Here is a 17,200-nt window from a genome sequence, read left to right on the forward strand (position 1 = left end):
CTATGCCTGCCTTGTTGCCATTCACGTTTTGCCAAGGCGCTGCCTGGCTGTTTTCCCACCCTCGGCTGGTGCTGTTGTTCGGCCTGCTGAGCACGCTTGTGTTATCGGCCGAGGCTGCCCCGTTGTTGTTTGACCTGGAGGCCTTTACCAGCGGTGTGTCCAGCCCGGCGGATCTCTCACGCTTCAATACCAGCAATGTGTTGACGCCAGGGGTTTATCGCGTTGACGTGATACTCAACGGCCAATCGCTGGGCCGTCGCCCGATCACCTTCGTAAACCTGGACAAACAGGACGCTGCGCAACCCTGTGTGAGCGCGCAACAACTGGCCGAACTCGGAGTAGTACTGCGCAAGTTCGAGGCAGGCGCCGAGGGGGATTGTCGCGATTTCGCCGCATGGATGCCCATGGCCAGCAGCCATGTCGATGTCGAGTCCCTGACCCTGGATGTCAGCATCCCGCAGGTCTACATCAATGGCTCCGCACGCGACTACATTGACCCCGCCCAATGGGACGCGGGCGTTGATGCCGCACTGCTCAATTACACCTACAGCGCCGCTGCGGTGACATCAGGTGCGGGTGAAGACCGCAGTTATCTTGGCCTCGACGGCGGGGTCAACCTGGGTGACTGGCGGTTGCGCCACCAGGGCGGGCAAGCCTGGGCTTCGCGAAGCAGCCACTTGCCTTATCAAGCCACGGCCACCTACTTGCAACGCGCCGTTTCAGCCTGGCAGTCGCAACTGACCGTAGGTGACAGTTTCAGCAGCGGTCAGATCCTTGATGGCGTGCGCGTGCGTGGCGTTACGCTGGCCACGGATAACCGTATGCTTGCGCCGTCGCAACAAGGCTATGCGCCTCAGGTGCGCGGCGTTGCCGACAGCAATGCCACGGTGACGGTGCGCCAGAACGGCTACACCCTTTACGAAACCACTGTGGCGCCTGGGCCTTTTGTGATCGATGATCTCTACCCCACGGGCTACGGAGGCGACCTCGACGTCAGTGTCACCGAGGTAGACGGGCGACGCAGCACCTTTGTCGTGCCTTATTCGGTGGCCCCGCAACTGTTGCGTTACCGCGCCACACACTACAGCGCAACGGTGGGCCGGGTGCAGCAGCATGGTGTGAGTGATGCCAACGCTTCAGTGTTTCAAGGCACGCTGCAACATGGGCTAGTCGATAACCTCACCGTTTATGGCGGCGCCACGCTTTCCCAGGGCTATAGCCAAGGCAAGGCGGGCCTGGCGATGAGTACGCCTGTTGGTGCATTCGCCTTGGACACTACCCACTCGCGCACACAGGTGCAGGGGCAAGCCCTGGCCCACGGACAAAGCCTTGGCCTGGCCTACAACAAGAATGTGCCGTTTTCGGGAACGCATTTTGCACTCGGCGCCTATCGCTTCTCGACCGATGGCTACCTGAACCTGCCGGACGCATTGAATGTGCGCGACCTGGGCCGTCATGGTGGGAACCTGGACAGCTATGCCCGGCAAAAGAGCCGCCTGGACCTGACGATCAGCCAGCAGCTGGGGGAGGGCACCCTGAGTTTGTATGGCAGCTCCACTGACTACTGGGCCGGGCAGCAAGGGCGCCAGACGTCGTTCACCGCCAGTTATGGGGCCAGTTGGAAGTCGCTGAGTTGGAACCTCTCGGCGCAGCGTTCGAGAGTCAGCGAGCTGTATCGGGCGAGCGACCGCGAACGCGGTGAGGATATTTTCTTCGGCCGCTCGACGCGAACCGAACGCGTTGAGAATCACTGGGTGCTGAGCCTCTCCATGCCATTGGGCGAGGGCACGCGCGCACCGACCCTGAGCAGTTCACTGTCGCGGGATGCAGGTGAGTCGCGCGGCAGTCAGCAACAAGTCGGCATCAATGGTTTGTTGGGGGATACGGCGCACACCCATTACGGGTTGGTCGGCAGTCGCGGCACCGGCGATCACGGCGGCTCAAGCTTCAACGCTTACGCGGGCTATCGCAGTAACGCAGCCAACCTGCGCGGCGGTTATGGCCAGCGCCAGGGCAATGCGCAAGTGTCCATGAGCGTCGACGGCGGCCTGATCGCCCACAGCGATGGCGTCACCCTGGCGCAAAACCTCGGTGAAGCTTCGGCGCTGGTGTATGCGCCGGATGCCCAGGGAGCGCAGCTCGGCGGTTCCGGGGTGCGTATCGACAAGCAGGGTTATGGGGTCATGCCTTCTTTGCGGGCGTACCAGCCCAACGCCGTGGACATCGACCCGCAAGGCATGCCCATGGACGTGGAATTAAAGGAGTCGAACCGCTCCGTGGTACCGACCCTGGGCGCAATATCGCTGGTCAAATTCGAGACCGTCAGCGGCCGGGCGGTAGTGATCAAAGCCACCCACCCGAACGGCAGACCCCTGCCGTTCGCAGCCCAGGTATTTGACGAGCAGGGCAACGAAGTCGGGGTGGTTGGCCAGGCGGGCAAGGCTTTTGTACGCGGGGTTGCCGACCACGGCAGGCTGACCGTGCAGTGGGCTGAGGCGGCGGGCGAGCGGTGTTTCATTCGTTACCATCTACCTGCCCGTGAACCCGGTCGCCGCCAGGAAAATACAGATCAATTGGTCAGCCAGTGTCGCTACGAGGAGAACACCTGATGAATCACACGATGAACGGTGTTCAACGCTTCACGGTCAGGTTTTCCGGCGTCGTCGCACTGCTGAGCGGCTGGGCTTTCGCAACGCCTGCCCAAGCGCACTTTGGTAATGCTGGCGATTGTTCGCCCCAGGCAAACCTGAATGTCTCGATTGCGCCCATCACCTTGCAGGGCCACGTACAGATCGGGCAGGCCCTGGGCGCGGTAAACGGCTATGACTTCGACAGCCGCAATGCTTATGTGATGCGCTGTCAATACAAGGATTGGCCTATCGAGCAACCCGTGACAGCGAACATAAGCGTAGTCAATTCGCCGGCTACGGGTATCACGTTCAGTGCGTCCGGGTTCTCGATGCCGGTCTACGCCACCAACCTGCCCGGAGTGGGATTCGCGGTGATGGCCAGGGACCCCGGCCAGCCTTTTCACCCACTCCATCACGGCACCACGGCGTTATTAACCGTCAAACACAACAAGCCCAATGGGTGGGGGCTCCAGGGGCGGATCTACCTGGTGGCTACCGGCCCTGTCTCGGCCGGCACGATCACTGCGCGCACGTTTGCCAACTACACGCTGACCAATGTCACGACCTCAGGCCCGGGCTACGCTTCGGTAAGCCTGAGCAACGCGGTCATAGCGCCGCCGCTGCGGCCTACCTGCCATGTCTCGACACCCTCGGTTGTCATGCCGATGGGGCCTGTGGCCAGCCGTGATTTCAGGGGTGTAGGCAGCTACGCTGCAAGCGTGAGCCATAACATCAGGCTGGACTGTGCCGGGGGAACCGGTGGCAGCCTGGATATCTGGGTCACGGTGACCGACCAGACTAACCCCGCAAATCGCGGCAATCAGTTGTCGCTGACGCGCACTTCGACAGCCAAGGGTGTGGCAATACAGCTGTTGAGTGGCCCCTCAGTGCTCAACTATGGCGCCGACTCTTCGGCCGTCGACAACCTGAACCAATGGCGGGTGACAAGCACGAGCAACGGCACCATCACGATCCCCTTGACTGCTCGTTATGTGCAAACCGAAAAAATGATCCGACCCGGTACGGCCAACGGGTTGGCTTCGTTCACCATGAGTTATCGGTGAGTGCCGGTGTGTTGCAGCCCTTGCGCGAGTGTGAGGAACGCAAGGGCAGCAGGTGAGGCCTGGCGCCGGTCCAACACCGCCAGGCCGATCCGGCGCGGCACCGGCGGTGATAATGGCCGTGCCACATAACGACTGTCGACACGTTCGGGCAACGATGCCTGCGCCACGATGCTCAGCCCGTCGCCACGGCTGACGGCTTCCAGCGTACTGAGCAATTGGGCACAGCGATACCGCACGTTGGGCCGCAAACGCGCGTCGCTGAACAAGCGCATCACCAGCTCCGATGAGCCGGCTTCGGTGAGAATGAACGGATCGTCACACAGCGCTTGCAAAGGTACTGATGTGCTGGCAACCAGCGCATGGGTGGCCGGCAACAACACGACAAGCTGATCCTCGAACAATGCCACGGTGTCGAAACGCTCACTGTCCGTTGGCGTGTCGGCGAGCACCACAAAACCCACGTCGACACGCCGCTCGTCCAGCCACTGGATGACTTGCCGGTCTGGCCCCTCGTCCACATGCACTTCAATGCCCGGGTAGGCCTGCCGAAAATGGCTGAGGATTGTTGGCAACAAGCGCACCGACGCAGTGGGGCCGAAGGAGCCGATGCGCAAGGTGCCGCGCTTCATGCCACGGGCGTCGGCGGCTTCCTGCTGTAAGGTCGCGGCCAGGCCGAGCATGGCACGGGCGCGCCCGAGTAATTGCGCGCCGATATCGCTCAGCTCCACCAACGTCTGGTGGCGCCGAAACAATTCCACACCCAGCTCCTGCTCCAAGGCCTTGACCGCATGGGACACCGCCGACTGGCTGATGCCCAGGCGGTGCGCCGCACTGGTGAAACCTTGCAGCTCGGCCACCAGTGAAAAAATTTCCAGTTGGGTCAAGGTCATGAGTAAAGGCTCATTTTACGATTACTGAACATTAGTCGAAAAATATGCCAACCCTGCCACCTGTCGAGCAACTGCTAATGCATCATTCGTCTGATCGCCTCACCTACCTGAAGCTCGCCGCTGTGACCATGATCTGGGGTGGCACCTTTGTCGCCGGGCGCTACCTGGCCCATCAAGTAGACCCGCTGCTGGCCGCCAGCCTGCGGTTTATCCTGGCCAGCCTGGCGCTGCTGCTGTTTATGCTGTGTGCACGCATCCCGCTGGCGCGGCCACGTCCCCGGCAACTGCTACGTCTGGCAGTGCTGGGTTTTTTCGGGATCTTTTTCTACAACCTGTGTTTTTTCTACGGCCTGCAGTACATCAATGCCTCGCGCGCTTCATTGATCGTGGCGTTGAATCCGGCCGTGATCGGCCTGGCTTCCTGGTGGTTGTTCAAAGAGCGCCTCGGCGCTGCCAAGGTGCTGGGCATGGCGTTGTGCCTGGCTGGCGCTGCGGCGGTGATCGTCAGTCGTAACCCGCAACTGCTGCAAGGTGCATCGAGTACCTGGCAGGGCGACGTGCTGGTGTTTGGCTGTGTGCTGGGGTGGGGGATTTACTCGTTGTTTTCCCGCGCGTTGAATCAAAGCCTGGGGCCATTGCAAACCGTCACGTGGTCAGTATTGCTCGGCACCCTGATGCTGACACTGGCCACCGCGCTCACCAGACGCTTCACCGTACAAGGGGTCGTCAGCCTGCACTGGCCGCAGGTTGTGAGCCTGTTGTATTTGGGTGTGCTCGGCTCCGCGCTGGCGTACATCGGCTATTACGATGGCATCCGGCGTATCGGCGCGACCCGCGCGGGCGTGTTCATCGCGCTTAACCCGCTGACGGCGGTGATCTGCGGCGCGCTGCTGCTCGGCGAACAACTGACGTTACCCATGGCGCTGGGTGGCGCGGTGATCCTGTTGGGCATCTATCTGTGCAACAAACCCCTTGCGCAGCCCAGGGCAATAGGGATTTGATGAGAGTGCGGACAAATACTGTTACGCTGTGTAGAATCGATTTACGCATACAAGAATATGGACTTGCGCTCACGCAAGCCTCGGCCGTCAGAGACTGATGTAATCATGAAGCTACTCGGCTCCCCCCTGATCTTTGGTGACTTCCTCGCCCGCAGCGTGCGGGGTCTCTCGTGCGCGCCACCCTGCAACCTCATCCTTGCCTGTATTTGACTGCTTGCTACTTACAAGAATGATGAGGTGCCGAAATGGCCGACCAATACGAAAACCCGATGGGCCTGATGGGCTTTGAATTTATTGAATTCGCATCGCCGACTCCAGGCACCCTGGAGCCGATCTTCGAGATCATGGGCTTCACCAAAGTCGCGACCCACCGCTCCAAGAATGTGCACCTGTATCGCCAGGGCGAGATCAATCTGATCCTCAACAACCAGCCCGACAGCCTGGCGTCGTACTTTGCCGCCGAACACGGCCCGTCGGTGTGTGGCATGGCGTTCCGCGTCAAAGACTCGCAGCAAGCCTACAACCGCGCGCTGGAACTGGGCGCCCAGCCGATTCATATCGAAACCGGCCCGATGGAACTCAACCTGCCAGCCATTAAAGGCATTGGCGGTGCGCCGCTGTACCTGATCGACCGTTTCGGTGAAGGTAGCTCGATTTATGACATCGACTTCGTGTACCTCGAAGGTGTCGACCGCAATCCGGTAGGAGCAGGCCTCAAGGTCATCGACCACCTGACCCACAACGTGTATCGCGGCCGCATGGTCTACTGGGCCAACTTCTACGAGAAACTGTTCAACTTCCGTGAAGCACGCTACTTCGATATCAAGGGTGAATACACCGGCCTCACGTCCAAGGCCATGAGTGCCCCGGACGGCATGATCCGCATCCCGCTGAACGAGGAATCGTCCAAAGGCGCCGGCCAGATCGAAGAGTTCCTGATGCAGTTCAACGGCGAGGGCATCCAGCACGTGGCGTTCCTCACCGAAGACCTGGTCAAGACCTGGGATGCGCTGAAGAAGATCGGCATGCGCTTCATGACTGCGCCGCCGGACACCTACTACGAAATGCTCGAAGGCCGCCTGCCAAACCACGGCGAGCCGGTGGACCAACTGCAGGCGCGCGGTATTCTGCTGGACGGCTCCTCGATCGAGGGCGACAAACGTCTGCTGCTACAGATTTTCTCGGAAACCCTGATGGGGCCGGTGTTCTTCGAATTCATCCAGCGCAAAGGCGACGATGGGTTTGGCGAGGGCAACTTCAAGGCACTGTTCGAGTCGATCGAGCGTGACCAGGTGCGTCGTGGTGTACTGACCACCGACTAAGCACAAAAAAGCCCGGCCGAGGTTAACCCCCGGCCGGGCTTTTTATTGCCTGCGCATCAGGCTTTGCGCTGACGCAGCAGATGCTTGAAACCTTCATACACCAGCACCATCACCGCCAGCCAGATCGGGATATACGTCAGCCACTGGCCGCCCTTGATGCCTTCGCCCAGCAACAAGGCCACGAACAGTAGCAACACAGGCTCCACATAGCTGAGCAAGCCGAACAGGCTGAAGGCCAATAAGCGGCTGGCGATGATGTAGCTCACCAGCGCCGAGGCACTGATCAAACCCAGCATTGGAATCAACGCATAGAGCTTGGGGTGCAGCTCGAGCACGGCAAAACCTTGTTCGCCATGCTGCACAAACCACCAGGCCACCGGCAGCATCAGCGCCATGTCCAGCCACAAGCCACCCAGGTGATCGGTGCTCAGGTATTTGCGTACCACGAAGTAGATCGGGTACCCAATGATTACCACCAGCGTGGCCCAGGAAAAACCACCGGCCTGGTACAACTCATTAAGCACCCCGAGCGCGGCAAAAAATACCGCGATCTGCTGCAAGCGCGACAAGCGTTCGCCGTAGACCAGGCGCCCGGTCAGCACCATGGTCAGTGGCAGCAGGAAATACCCCACCGACACATCCAGGCTGCGCCCGTTCAACGGTGCCCACATAAACAGCCATAACTGTACGCCCAGCAGGGCGGACGACAGCACCACGCCGCCGATCAGCCGCGGCCTGGCCGCCAGCATTCGCAGCAACTCCCACACGCGCCGCCATTCACCGCTGACGATCATGAACACCGTCATGCACGGCACGGTCAGCAGCATGCGCCAACCAAAAATCTCCAGGCCGCTCAAGGGCGTGAGCAGCGAGGTGAAGTAATACATCACGGCAAACAACACCGAGGCCAAGACCGATAAAACAACACCTTTAGACACACTGTCCTCGCGAAAGCTGATTTTTACAGAAGAAGGGGAACTTAGGTGGGGAATATAGGGTTCGTGACACTCTTTGTCACGCCGATTACAACATTTTAATGGAACACCTTCCTACCCCCGTGCCACACAAGTATGACTTTTCGCGGCTAGCATGACTGCGCTTGGTTTTGCATGGAAAGTTTTGCATGGCTTATTAATGCTCTGCAAAAAACATCAACTAATGGAAATAAGTTAGTAAGTGCGACTTTGGTGGGCGTCATCATTGCGTGATGATAACCATGGCTCTGGCAAGGAGTGGTTCAGAGGGTTGCAGACTAAGACATTAGATAATGAGGTCCACTCTATGCATGGCATTTCCCCCTATTATGGCTCTTCACCTGCTACCTTCAACGGTTTGCCCGGCATTATAGGCAGGTTCGGCGAAAGCGTTGCGTTTCCGAAAGGTGACACACCGTCCTGGAAAAAACTTGAAACCTATAAGACTTTTTTCGAGTCGGTCGCCAGAGATAACAACAGCGGCGTACTCACGGCGGACGGTAAGGAATTACTGGACGCGGTTGCCTCTCCAGATACTTCTAAACAACCTCGCGTCAGTGCTTATTGCTTCAACGTGGGTCCTTATTCGGCCAGGGACAGTTTTATTGTCAAACGCGAACCGATCGTGCAGGGCGCCGTGAATTTTGTATTGTGGATGCCGGAGAAGGACTTTAAATCAAGTTATGAGTTTAACAGTTATCAGGCAATCGACGATTTTCTGAAAAGTTTACCGAAAAAGACTGACGCCTTTAACGCGTTTCTTGCCCATTTTGTCGACAAGACAGCGACTTCCCCTGTCAGAACAGCAGTACAGGCGCGTGCATCCGCAACGCAAGGCAGCGCACCCAATATGCTGATAGGACCAGGCCAGCAGATCGTAGGGAATGTGTTTGAGCACTTGGATCGAACCAGTGAAAACCCTACGACAATCAGGTTTGTCAACGGGCTTGTCAATCAGCAATTGGAATCGGTCGATCACGGCAGGCCGACCTTTAGCGGCGTGCGGCCCAATGGAGAGAAAGTGGTCTATCGGTACGACTTTCACGGCAACTTGCTGGGTTCGGGTGACAAGGGGAATTTTTACTTCCTTAAAAATGGCGCCCATAGTCAATTGCCACTGGTTCCCATCACATTGCCACAACTGCGAGAACTCGTCTTCAGGGGCAATGGTGATCTGAACTCTGTGGTCAACGCCTTCGCCAATTTTCTAGAAAGTCCATTTTCCGGGGTCTCAACGCTCCTGCAAGCGCTTGGAGTCGACAAAGCAACTGCCGATACCGTCGAACGCGGCCTGGATAACCCCGTCAATGCCGTGTTGCTTTTCTTGAATAAGAACAACGATATCGGCAGGGTATTCGGTCTGCCAAAAAGTGAAATGAACGCGATACTTACCAACTTTGCGACTGCCGCTCAGGGGTTTGTGCCTGGCTATGGTACTTACAGATCTGTCGCCGCCGTGCTGGCGAAGATATTAAAACAACAACCTGTGACACAAGAAGAGGCCAGGGAAGCCGCCCATGGGTTAGGTGTAAAAGCGGATATAAAACTATAACTCGGCAACCAACAAACCCGCCCACACTGGCGACGGTGGGCGGGGTATGACTACCGACTAATACGCCCTGACACAAAATGGCTCACGTCATTAAACCCCGGCGTAGACGAATGCCCTGGCGTCACCAGCGAGTCAATAAACGCCTCATCTTCTGCCGTGATCTTCACCGCCAGCGCCCCGGTATACGCATCCCACTGCGCCTCGGTACGCGGCCCGACAATCGCCGAACTGACCGCGGAGTTGTTCAGCACCCAGGCAATTGCAAACTCGACCATTCCCACACTCCGTCCTTGGGTGTATTGCTGAATCTGCTGGGCAATGCGCAATGACTCCACCCGCCATTCGGTTTCCAGGATACGCTTGTCCTGGCGCGCCGCACGGCTGCCGGCTTCGGGCGTCACGTCGGGGGCGTATTTGCCACTGAGTACGCCACGGGCCAGTGGGCTATAAGGCACCACACCCAAGCCATAGGCGGCTGCAGCGGTAAGTTGCTCGACCTCGGCCTGGCGGTTGACGATGTTGTACAGCGGCTGGCTGATGATCGGCTGGTCGACCCCCAGACGCTCGGCCACGCGAATCACTTCGGCGATACGCCAACCACGGTAGTTGGACAGGCCCCAATAGCGGATCTTGCCTTGGCGGATCAGGTCGCCAATCGCCGACACGGTGACTTCCAGCGGCGTGTCGTGGTCCTCGCGGTGCAGGTAATAAATGTCCAGGTAGTCGGTGTCCAGGCGCTTCAGGCTGGCTTCCAGTGCATTGAACATGCGCTTGCGGCTCAAGCCGCTGCGGTTGGGCAGGCCGTCCACCGGGCCAAAGCCGACTTTGGTGGCCAGCACCCAATCCGAACGGTGGCGGGCAATGGCCTCGCCGACGATTTCCTCGGAGCGCCCACCGGTGTAGACGTCGGCCGTGTCAATGAAATTGATGCCCTGGTCCCAGGCCTTGTCGATGATGCGCAGCGAGTCTTCCGTGTTGGTCTGCTCGCCAAACATCATGGTGCCCAGGGTTAGTGCGCTGACCTTCAACCCGGACTGGCCCAATGTGCGGTAAATCATGCAAAGCTCCTCATGGCAGGGAAACGTTACCCATGCAATACCAGACTCGACGGCTCTGGAACAAGCCCTGCGCGCGTTTCTTCATACACTCAGCAAGGTCTGGCAGCGCTGCTGTAAAAAACCATGCAGCACTTTCACCCGTTCCGACACTTGCAGGCGATGTGGGCACATCAGGTTGAACGGCGTGGGCTCGCCTTGCCAGTCGGGCAGCAGCGGCACCAACCGCCCAGCCTTGATATCGCCGGCAATATCCAGGTTGGCCTTATAGGCGATGCCGTGGCCCGCCAGCGCCCAGCGCCGCACGATTTCACCGTCATCGCTCAGGTAGTCACCCGACACCTCGACCTCCTGCAGCAAGGCGCCTTGGCGAAAGTACCAGGTGCTGTTTGCCTGCCCACGGCGCATGTAGCGCAATGTACTGTGCTGCGCCAGGTCGGCCGGCGTGCGCGGTGTGCCATGGCGCGCCAGGTAGTCGGGGCTGGCGCAGGGGATACGATGGTGGCCGGGTACCACGGGCAGCGCCACCAGGCTGGAATCCCTCGGCACACCAAAGCGCAGGGCAATGTCGACGGTGTCGCGGAACAGATCCGCGTTACTGTCGTTGAGCAGTAGCTGCAGGCGGATCGTCGGGTGCGCAAGCTTGAACTCATCCAGCCAGCCGAGCAGTACATTGCGGCCGAAGTCCGAAGGTGCTGCCAGTTGCAATAACCCACTCAAGCTCTGGCCTTGTTGCTTGATCGCCTGCTCGCCTTCGGCCAGCGCTTCGAGGGCTACGCGCACGCTGTCGAGGTAGCGCCGGCCTTCTTCGGTCAGGCGCATGCTACGCGTCGAGCGGGCGAGCAAGCGGATGCCCAGCCGGGTTTCCAGGCGCTTGAGCGCAATACTTGCCGCCGCCGGGGTGAGGTTGAGGCTGCGCGCCGCCGCCGACAGGCTGCCGGTGTCGGCGGTGCGCACGAACACTTCAAGGTCCAGGGTCGAGCTCATTTGTAAAAATCCTTTAAAGATCTTGTCGTTTTACCGGGATTTTTCGCCGATTGCCAAGCTGAGAAGATCAACGCTCACTTTTTTAGCCAGGTAGTAACCCCATGACATCTTCCCTCAGCGGTAAAACCGTTATCGTGATCGGCGGCAGCAGCGGCATCGGTGCCGCCGTGGCCAAGGCCGCCAGCGCCCGTGGCGCACACGTGGTGCTGGCCGGGCGGCGTTTGACGTCGGGTGTCGAAAACGCTGTGCGCAGCGAACCGGTCGACGTCACCGACAGCGCCTCCTTGCAACGTTTGTTCGAGACGGTCGGGCGTTTTGACCACTTGGTGTTTACCTCCGGCCCGTCAGTGCGGGCAAAACCGCTGGTCGAGACCGATCTGGACGAGGCCCAGGACAATTTCAGCGTGAAACTCTGGGGTGCATTGCGTGCGATTCAGCAAGCGCTGCCATTTTTGGCAGAGCACGGCAGCATCAGCCTGACCTCGGGCCAACTGGGCCGTAAGTTGATGGCGGGGCAGTTCATCAAGACGGGTATCAATGCTGCGACTGAAGCGCTGGGCAAGCAGCTCGCAAAAGAGTTGGCACCACGGCGCGTCAACGTGATCAGCCCAGGTGTGATCGACACGCCGGCGTATGCGGGGCTGGCAGACGAGCAACGCCTGGCGATGTTCGCCAAGGCCGGCACCGCGTTGCCAGTGGGGCGAGTCGGGCAGGCGGATGAAGTGGCGGCGGGTTATGTGCTGGCCATGGAAAATGGCTTTGTCACCGGCGCGGTAATTGATATCGACGGCGGAGGCCTGCTGTAAACACTGAGCAAAAGTGTAGGGCTGGTTCGCAAAGGGCGCAGGCAGTGCAAAAAGGTATGGCGGCACAGGCCGCCATGCCAGCCTAGCCGCAAGTCAACGCGTTGAGGCTCGGGTTTCCAGGGAGAACCTGAACGTCGCGCCATGCCCAGGGCGCTCCACCAGTTCGATACTGCGCCCATGCAGTTGCAGAATGCGGTGCACGATGCGCAAGCCCAGGCCGCCATCGCGGCGCGCGCCGCCGATGGTGAAGGCGCGCAGGAACAAGCCTTCGCGCAATTGGGCATCGATTCCGGGGCCGCTGTCGCTGACCATGACTGCTACGGCACCGGCCTCGGGCGCCAGGATCACCTCGACTTCTCCATTCACCGGTGTATGGCGCAACGCGTTGTCCAGCAGGTTGGTGAGCACCCGTTCGATCAGGCCCAGGTCGGCCATCACCGTCGGCACCTGGGGCGGCAGGGTGGCGATGAGGGTGATGGCACGGGCTTCAGCGGTCAGTTCGAATTTCTGAAAGATATCTTGCACCAGGTCCGGCAGCGAGAAGCCTTCTATCACCGGCTGCACAAAACCGTGCTCCAGGCGCACCAGTTCCAGCAGGGACTGGGCCAGGCCGCCGACTTTACGGCTCTGGTCCAGCGCAATGCCCAGGTAGCGCCGGCGTTCTTCGGGGCTCAGGCTCGCATCCTTGAGCGACAGGGTTTCCAGGTAGCCATGCAACGACGCCAATGGCGTGCGCAGGTCGTGGGAAATATTGGCGACCATCTCCCGACGTTCCTGGTCTTGATGGGTGATGGCGCGCCATTGCTCGCCCAAACGGTTTTCCATCTGCACGAAGGCGTGGTCGAGCACGGCGATTTCATCGCCGCTGTTGAGTTCGGGAACAGCCGTTTCGGCGGCTTTCGGCGCGCCGTTAATGTCGAACTGGCCGACCTTGTCGGTCAGTTGGCGCAGTGGCCGGGTGATCCAGGCAAAGGCGATCAGGCCCGCCATCAGGCAGAGCAGGGCGACCAGGCCGATGGACCACAGGGCGATCTTCAAGGCCATGCCGGTGGCGTCCTTGGCGTCGTACACATCATGGGCTTCGCCCAGCAGCACCACATACAGAAAGCCGGTTTGCTGGCCGTTGGCCTTGAGCGGCGCAGCACTGAATACTTTGCGCCCGTCGACGCTGCGCGGGTCATCGCCAAGGATCGGCAGCATGGCCCCGCTGAGAAAGCGCCGAACCGGCGCGAGGTCCACATGGTCACGCAGCAAATGCCCGCTGGGTGCGGCGTTACCCACCACACGGCCGTCAATATCGAGCAGGTACACCTCGACACTCGGGTTAACCAGCATCAGTTGGTTGAACAGGTTGCGCACGGCATCGGGCTTGAGGCCGTCGGCGTCCATCAGTTGGGTATCGCGGGCAATGTGCGCCGCCAAGTCGCGGGACAGGCCTTGCACCACTTCCAGTTCATGCATGTGGTTGGAACGCACCTGCAGCCAGGCCGACGTGCCGCTGCAGATCACCAGCAACACGGCAAACACCACCGACAGGCGTTGGGTCAGGGTCAACTTCATGCGGCGCTCTCGGCGAATTTGTAGCCACGGCCCCACACCGTGAGGATGCGCGCCGGGTTGGCCGGGTCGACCTCGACCTTGGCGCGCAGCCGGTTGATATGGGTGTTCACGGTGTGCTCGTAGCCCTCGTGGCTGTAGCCCCACACGGCGTTGAGCAGGTCCATGCGCGAGAAGACTTTACCCGGCTGACGGGCAAAGAAGTACAGCAGGTCAAATTCGCGCGGCGTGAGGTCCAGGCGCTGGCCTTGCAGGGTGGCGTCACGGGTCAGCGGGTTGATGAACAACGCGCCCAGCTCAAGGCTGCCGGCGTCCATCTTCAGGTTGCGCGCCATCGCGTCCACCCGGCGCAACAGTGCCTTGACCCGCGCCACCAACTCCGGCATCGAGAACGGCTTGGCCAAATAGTCGTCAGCACCCAACTCCAGGCCAAGGATGCGGTGCAGTTCGCTGGAACGCGCGCTGGTGATGATGATCGGTGTGTAGCGCGCCATGGCACGGGCACGGCGGCAGATCTCCAGGCCGTCGACGCCGGGCAGCATCAGGTCGAGGATCAGTGCATCCCAGCCACCTTGTTCGAGCAGGCCCAGGCCCTCGGTGCCATCGGCGCTGTGCACCACCTCGAACTGCTCGTCGCGCAGGTGCAGGCAGATCAAGTCGGCAATATGGGCATCGTCCTCGACCACCAGGACGCGTTTGGGCTGATCCATATAAGAAAACCTTCGCTTGTAGTCCGCGCATTGTGCGGCTTTTGCCACAGTGTAGTTATCACGAATTGTTTAACTCTGCGTGAGGATTTCGCGACCGCCCAAGGCTCAGGATGGCGACATTGTTGCTGCGGATGGGTTTTATGTGGCGAGCGGGCTTGCCCCGCGTTGGGCTGCGTAGCGGCCCCAAAAAAGCGGGAGCGCTGCGCACTCCAACGCGGGGCAAGCCCGCTCGCCACAACAAGCACGCTCGCCATGAATGCCTATGGGTTGAGGAGAATCGTATGTACTCACGTCGACAAATGCTGCTGGCCGGTGGTGGCCTGGGTGTCGCCGTCCTGGCCGGTGGCCTGCTGAAACAGCTCAACATGGTCACCGAAGTCGAAGCGGCCGAGGCCTTTGAGGTCAGCCATACCGAGGCTCAGTGGCGCAGCCTGCTGACGGCTGAGCAATTTGACGTGCTGCGCGAGGAGGGCACCGAACGCCCCTACAGCAGCACACTCAATGATGAACACCGTGCTGGCACCTTTGCCTGTGCCGGTTGCGCATTGCCGCTGTTCTCCTCGACCACCAAGTTTGACAGCCACACCGGCTGGCCAAGCTTCTGGCAGCCGCTGGACAACGCGGTCGCCAGCCACGTCGACACTTCGTATGGCGTGGTACGCAAGGAAATTCATTGTCGCCGTTGCGGTGGCCACCAAGGGCACGTTTTTGACGATGGCCCGGCGCCCACAGGCCTGCGCTACTGCATGAATGGCGTCGCCATGACGTTCACGGCGGCTTAAGCCGATGTCCATTTTTAATTCGTATAAGGGTCGATTCCATGTGGCTGCTGGTTCTCGCGTATCTGGGCGGCGTGCTGACAATTGTCAGCCCGTGCATCCTGCCTGTTCTGCCTTTTGTCTTCGCTCGCACCGGGCAGCCGTTTATGCGCAGTGGCTTGCCGCTGTTAGCGGGGATGGCGGTGACGTTCGCCCTGGTGGCCTCACTGGCTGCGGTGGGCGGCGGCTGGGTGGTGCAAGTCAATCAATACGGGCGTTGGCTCGCGTTGCTGTGCGTTGCCCTGTTCGGGCTCACGCTGTTGCTGCCGAAACTCTCGGAGCGACTGACGCGGCCATTGGTGGCCGCCGGCAGTCGCTTGTCGGAGGCCGCCGGGGCCGATGCCAAACCGCGTCCGGGCGCGTCGTTCCTGATCGGCGTGGCCACCGGTTTGCTCTGGGCGCCTTGCGCCGGGCCAATCCTGGGGCTGGTGCTGACCGGCGCCGCGCTGCAAGGGGCCAGCATCGGCACTACCTTGCTCTTGCTGGCCTACGCCGCCGGGGCTGCCACCTCCCTGGCCTTGGCTCTGCTGGTCGGCGGTAAAGTCTTTGGCTTGATGAAAAAATCCCTGGGCGCCGGCGAATGGCTGCGCCGTGGCCTGGGTGCGCTGATGCTGGCCGGTGTGGCCGCCATCGCCTTGGGCCTGGACACGGGCGTGTTGTCGCGCTTGTCGACCGCCTCAACCGGTGGCCTTGAACAAAGCCTGGTCGACACACTGAGCGCCAAACCTGCACAGAAGAGCGGGGCGATGATGGCCGGTGGCGCCATGATGGCGGCGGCCAACCACAGCGACACACTGCCTATCGAAGGCACGCTGCCGCCGCTGGAGGGCGCGGTGCAATGGCTCAACAGCCCGCCGCTGACCGCCGAAGCACTCAAGGGCAAAGTGGTACTGGTGGATTTCTGGACCTACTCCTGCATCAACTGCCTGCGCACCTTGCCTTACGTCAAAGCCTGGGCCGAGAAATACAAAGACCAGGGTTTGGTGGTGATTGGCGTACACGCCCCGGAATTTGCCTTTGAACGCGACGTGAACAACGTCACCAAGGCCATGAAAGACCTGGGCATCACCTACCCGGTGGCGATCGACAACAACTACAAGATCTGGCGCGCCTTCAACAACCAATACTGGCCGGCGCATTACTTTGCCGATGCCAAGGGCCAGATTCGTTATCACCACTTCGGTGAAGGCGACTACGCCGAGTCGGAGCGGGTGATTCAGCAACTGCTGCGTGAGGCCGGCGCGACCAACGTCGCCGGTGGTTTGATCGAGGCCGATGCCAAGGGTGTGCAGCAAGCGCCGGACATGAACGAGGTGCAATCGCCGGAAACCTACCTGGGCTTCCAGCGTGCGGAAAACTTCGTCACCACCGGCGCGTTGGGCACCGACAAAGTGGTGAATTACCCGGCGGCCGGCCACCTGGCCCTGAACAACTGGACCCTGGAAGGCCAATGGAATGTCGGCGGCCAACAAGCCACCCTCGACCAGGCCGGTGGGCGTGTGGTTTACCGCTTTCATGCCCGTGACCTGCACCTGGTGCTGGGGCCTGGTGCCGACGGCAAGCCGGTGCGCTTCAAGGTGACGATTGATGGCCAGGCGCCAGGCGATGCTCATGGCACCGATGTGGCGCCGGATGGCAGCGGTACGGTGACCGAGCAGCGCCTTTACCAACTGGTGCGTCAGAGCGGCGCCGTGCAGGACCGCACCTTCAGCATCGAATTTCTCGACCCGCATGTGTCGGCGTATGCCTTCACCTTCGGTTGAAGTGAAAACCTGATCCATGTGGGAGCTGGCTTGTCGGGTCGCCGCATCGCTGCGATAGCGGTGTACCTGCC

Annotated in this window: 14 protein-coding genes; 8 read left to right on the forward strand and 6 right to left on the reverse strand. The window is 60.4% G+C overall.

Going from position 1 to position 17,200, the window contains the following annotated elements; genetic code table 11:
- Positions 1-2: 2 nt before the first annotated feature.
- Positions 3-2,609: a fimbria/pilus outer membrane usher protein gene (locus HBO41_RS09175; RefSeq protein ID WP_169985905.1), complete on the forward strand. Its 2,607-nt coding sequence runs from the start codon at positions 3-5 to the stop codon at positions 2,607-2,609.
- A complete protein-coding gene (locus tag HBO41_RS09180; protein ID WP_138452457.1) occupies positions 2,609-3,694 on the forward strand; it encodes a fimbrial protein in 1,086 nt (361 codons plus the stop codon). Before HBO41_RS09175 ends, HBO41_RS09180 begins: the two co-directional genes overlap by 1 nt.
- Here HBO41_RS09180 and HBO41_RS09185 read toward each other — a convergent pair.
- Positions 3,685-4,584 (reverse strand): LysR family transcriptional regulator, encoded by a 900-nt coding sequence (locus HBO41_RS09185; RefSeq protein ID WP_017135506.1) that lies wholly within the window; start codon positions 4,582-4,584, stop codon positions 3,685-3,687. The two genes, HBO41_RS09180 and HBO41_RS09185, sit on opposite strands and share 10 nt — an antisense overlap.
- 77 nt (positions 4,585-4,661) lie before the next feature.
- Between HBO41_RS09185 and HBO41_RS09190 the strand changes: the two genes are divergently transcribed.
- Together HBO41_RS09190 and hppD are read left to right on the forward strand one after the other, a co-directional pair.
- Positions 4,662-5,585, forward strand: coding sequence for a DMT family transporter (locus tag HBO41_RS09190; protein WP_169985907.1), 924 nt, complete (start codon positions 4,662-4,664; stop codon positions 5,583-5,585).
- Positions 5,586-5,830: 245 nt separating this feature from the next.
- Complete coding sequence (gene hppD / locus HBO41_RS09195) at positions 5,831-6,907, forward strand: 4-hydroxyphenylpyruvate dioxygenase (RefSeq protein ID WP_017135508.1); 1,077 nt, start codon at positions 5,831-5,833, stop codon at positions 6,905-6,907.
- A 56-nt stretch (positions 6,908-6,963) separates the two neighbouring features.
- Here hppD and rarD read toward each other — a convergent pair whose 3' ends face one another.
- Complete coding sequence (gene rarD, locus HBO41_RS09200; RefSeq protein ID WP_017135509.1) at positions 6,964-7,845, reverse strand: EamA family transporter RarD; 882 nt, start codon at positions 7,843-7,845, stop codon at positions 6,964-6,966.
- Between the two features lie 343 nt (positions 7,846-8,188).
- Between rarD and HBO41_RS09205 the strand changes: the two genes are divergently transcribed.
- On the forward strand, positions 8,189-9,433 hold the full coding sequence (locus HBO41_RS09205) for a hypothetical protein (protein WP_169985909.1): 1,245 nt from the start codon (positions 8,189-8,191) through the stop codon (positions 9,431-9,433).
- Positions 9,434-9,483: 50 nt separating this feature from the next.
- Here the strand turns inward: HBO41_RS09205 and HBO41_RS09210 are convergent, their stop codons facing one another.
- Together HBO41_RS09210 and HBO41_RS09215 are read right to left on the reverse strand one after the other, a co-directional pair.
- Positions 9,484-10,491, reverse strand: a complete 1,008-nt coding sequence (locus HBO41_RS09210) for an aldo/keto reductase (RefSeq protein WP_017135511.1) — start codon at positions 10,489-10,491, stop codon at positions 9,484-9,486.
- A gap of 81 nt (positions 10,492-10,572) precedes the next feature.
- Positions 10,573-11,475: a LysR family transcriptional regulator gene (locus HBO41_RS09215; RefSeq protein WP_138451283.1), complete on the reverse strand. Its 903-nt coding sequence runs from the start codon at positions 11,473-11,475 to the stop codon at positions 10,573-10,575.
- A 101-nt stretch (positions 11,476-11,576) separates the two neighbouring features.
- Here HBO41_RS09215 and HBO41_RS09220 point away from each other — a divergent pair, with 101 nt between their 5' ends.
- Positions 11,577-12,281, forward strand: a complete 705-nt coding sequence (locus HBO41_RS09220; RefSeq protein ID WP_099549855.1) for an SDR family oxidoreductase — start codon at positions 11,577-11,579, stop codon at positions 12,279-12,281.
- A gap of 93 nt (positions 12,282-12,374) precedes the next feature.
- Here the strand turns inward: HBO41_RS09220 and HBO41_RS09225 are convergent, their stop codons facing one another.
- Both HBO41_RS09225 and HBO41_RS09230 read right to left on the reverse strand, forming a co-directional pair.
- On the reverse strand, positions 12,375-13,841 hold the full coding sequence (locus HBO41_RS09225; RefSeq protein WP_017135514.1) for a HAMP domain-containing sensor histidine kinase: 1,467 nt from the start codon (positions 13,839-13,841) through the stop codon (positions 12,375-12,377).
- On the reverse strand, positions 13,838-14,548 hold the full coding sequence (locus tag HBO41_RS09230) for a response regulator transcription factor (protein WP_017135515.1): 711 nt from the start codon (positions 14,546-14,548) through the stop codon (positions 13,838-13,840). Before HBO41_RS09230 ends, HBO41_RS09225 begins: the two co-directional genes overlap by 4 nt.
- Positions 14,549-14,829: 281 nt before the next feature.
- On the opposite strand from HBO41_RS09230, the gene msrB reads away from it, so the two are divergent.
- Both msrB and HBO41_RS09240 read left to right on the forward strand, forming a co-directional pair.
- Positions 14,830-15,330 carry a peptide-methionine (R)-S-oxide reductase MsrB gene (gene msrB / locus HBO41_RS09235; protein ID WP_169985910.1) on the forward strand — a complete coding sequence of 167 codons (501 nt, stop codon included), beginning with the start codon at positions 14,830-14,832 and terminating at the stop codon, positions 15,328-15,330.
- A gap of 38 nt (positions 15,331-15,368) precedes the next feature.
- Positions 15,369-17,129: a cytochrome c biogenesis protein DipZ gene (locus HBO41_RS09240; protein WP_099549852.1), complete on the forward strand. Its 1,761-nt coding sequence runs from the start codon at positions 15,369-15,371 to the stop codon at positions 17,127-17,129.
- The last annotated feature ends 71 nt before the right edge of the window (positions 17,130-17,200 follow it).

Source organism: Pseudomonas sp. WS 5146 (assembly GCF_012985495.1).
GTDB classification, from domain to species: Bacteria; Pseudomonadota; Gammaproteobacteria; order Pseudomonadales; family Pseudomonadaceae; genus Aquipseudomonas; species Aquipseudomonas edaphica.

Coding starts and splice junctions, on each gene's coding strand:
- HBO41_RS09175 (WP_169985905.1), top strand. CDS start 3: ATGCCTGCCTTGTTGCCATTCACGTTTTGCCAAGGCGCTGCCTGGCTG.
- HBO41_RS09225 (WP_017135514.1), bottom strand. CDS start 13,841: ATGAAGTTGACCCTGACCCAACGCCTGTCGGTGGTGTTTGCCGTGTTG.
- HBO41_RS09230 (WP_017135515.1), bottom strand. CDS start 14,548: ATGGATCAGCCCAAACGCGTCCTGGTGGTCGAGGACGATGCCCATATT.
- HBO41_RS09185 (WP_017135506.1), bottom strand. CDS start 4,584: ATGACCTTGACCCAACTGGAAATTTTTTCACTGGTGGCCGAGCTGCAA.
- msrB (WP_169985910.1), top strand. CDS start 14,830: ATGTACTCACGTCGACAAATGCTGCTGGCCGGTGGTGGCCTGGGTGTC.
- HBO41_RS09205 (WP_169985909.1), top strand. CDS start 8,189: ATGCATGGCATTTCCCCCTATTATGGCTCTTCACCTGCTACCTTCAAC.
- HBO41_RS09190 (WP_169985907.1), top strand. CDS start 4,662: ATGCATCATTCGTCTGATCGCCTCACCTACCTGAAGCTCGCCGCTGTG.
- hppD (WP_017135508.1), top strand. CDS start 5,831: ATGGCCGACCAATACGAAAACCCGATGGGCCTGATGGGCTTTGAATTT.
- HBO41_RS09220 (WP_099549855.1), top strand. CDS start 11,577: ATGACATCTTCCCTCAGCGGTAAAACCGTTATCGTGATCGGCGGCAGC.
- HBO41_RS09240 (WP_099549852.1), top strand. CDS start 15,369: ATGTGGCTGCTGGTTCTCGCGTATCTGGGCGGCGTGCTGACAATTGTC.
- HBO41_RS09210 (WP_017135511.1), bottom strand. CDS start 10,491: ATGATTTACCGCACATTGGGCCAGTCCGGGTTGAAGGTCAGCGCACTA.
- HBO41_RS09180 (WP_138452457.1), top strand. CDS start 2,609: ATGAATCACACGATGAACGGTGTTCAACGCTTCACGGTCAGGTTTTCC.
- HBO41_RS09215 (WP_138451283.1), bottom strand. CDS start 11,475: ATGAGCTCGACCCTGGACCTTGAAGTGTTCGTGCGCACCGCCGACACC.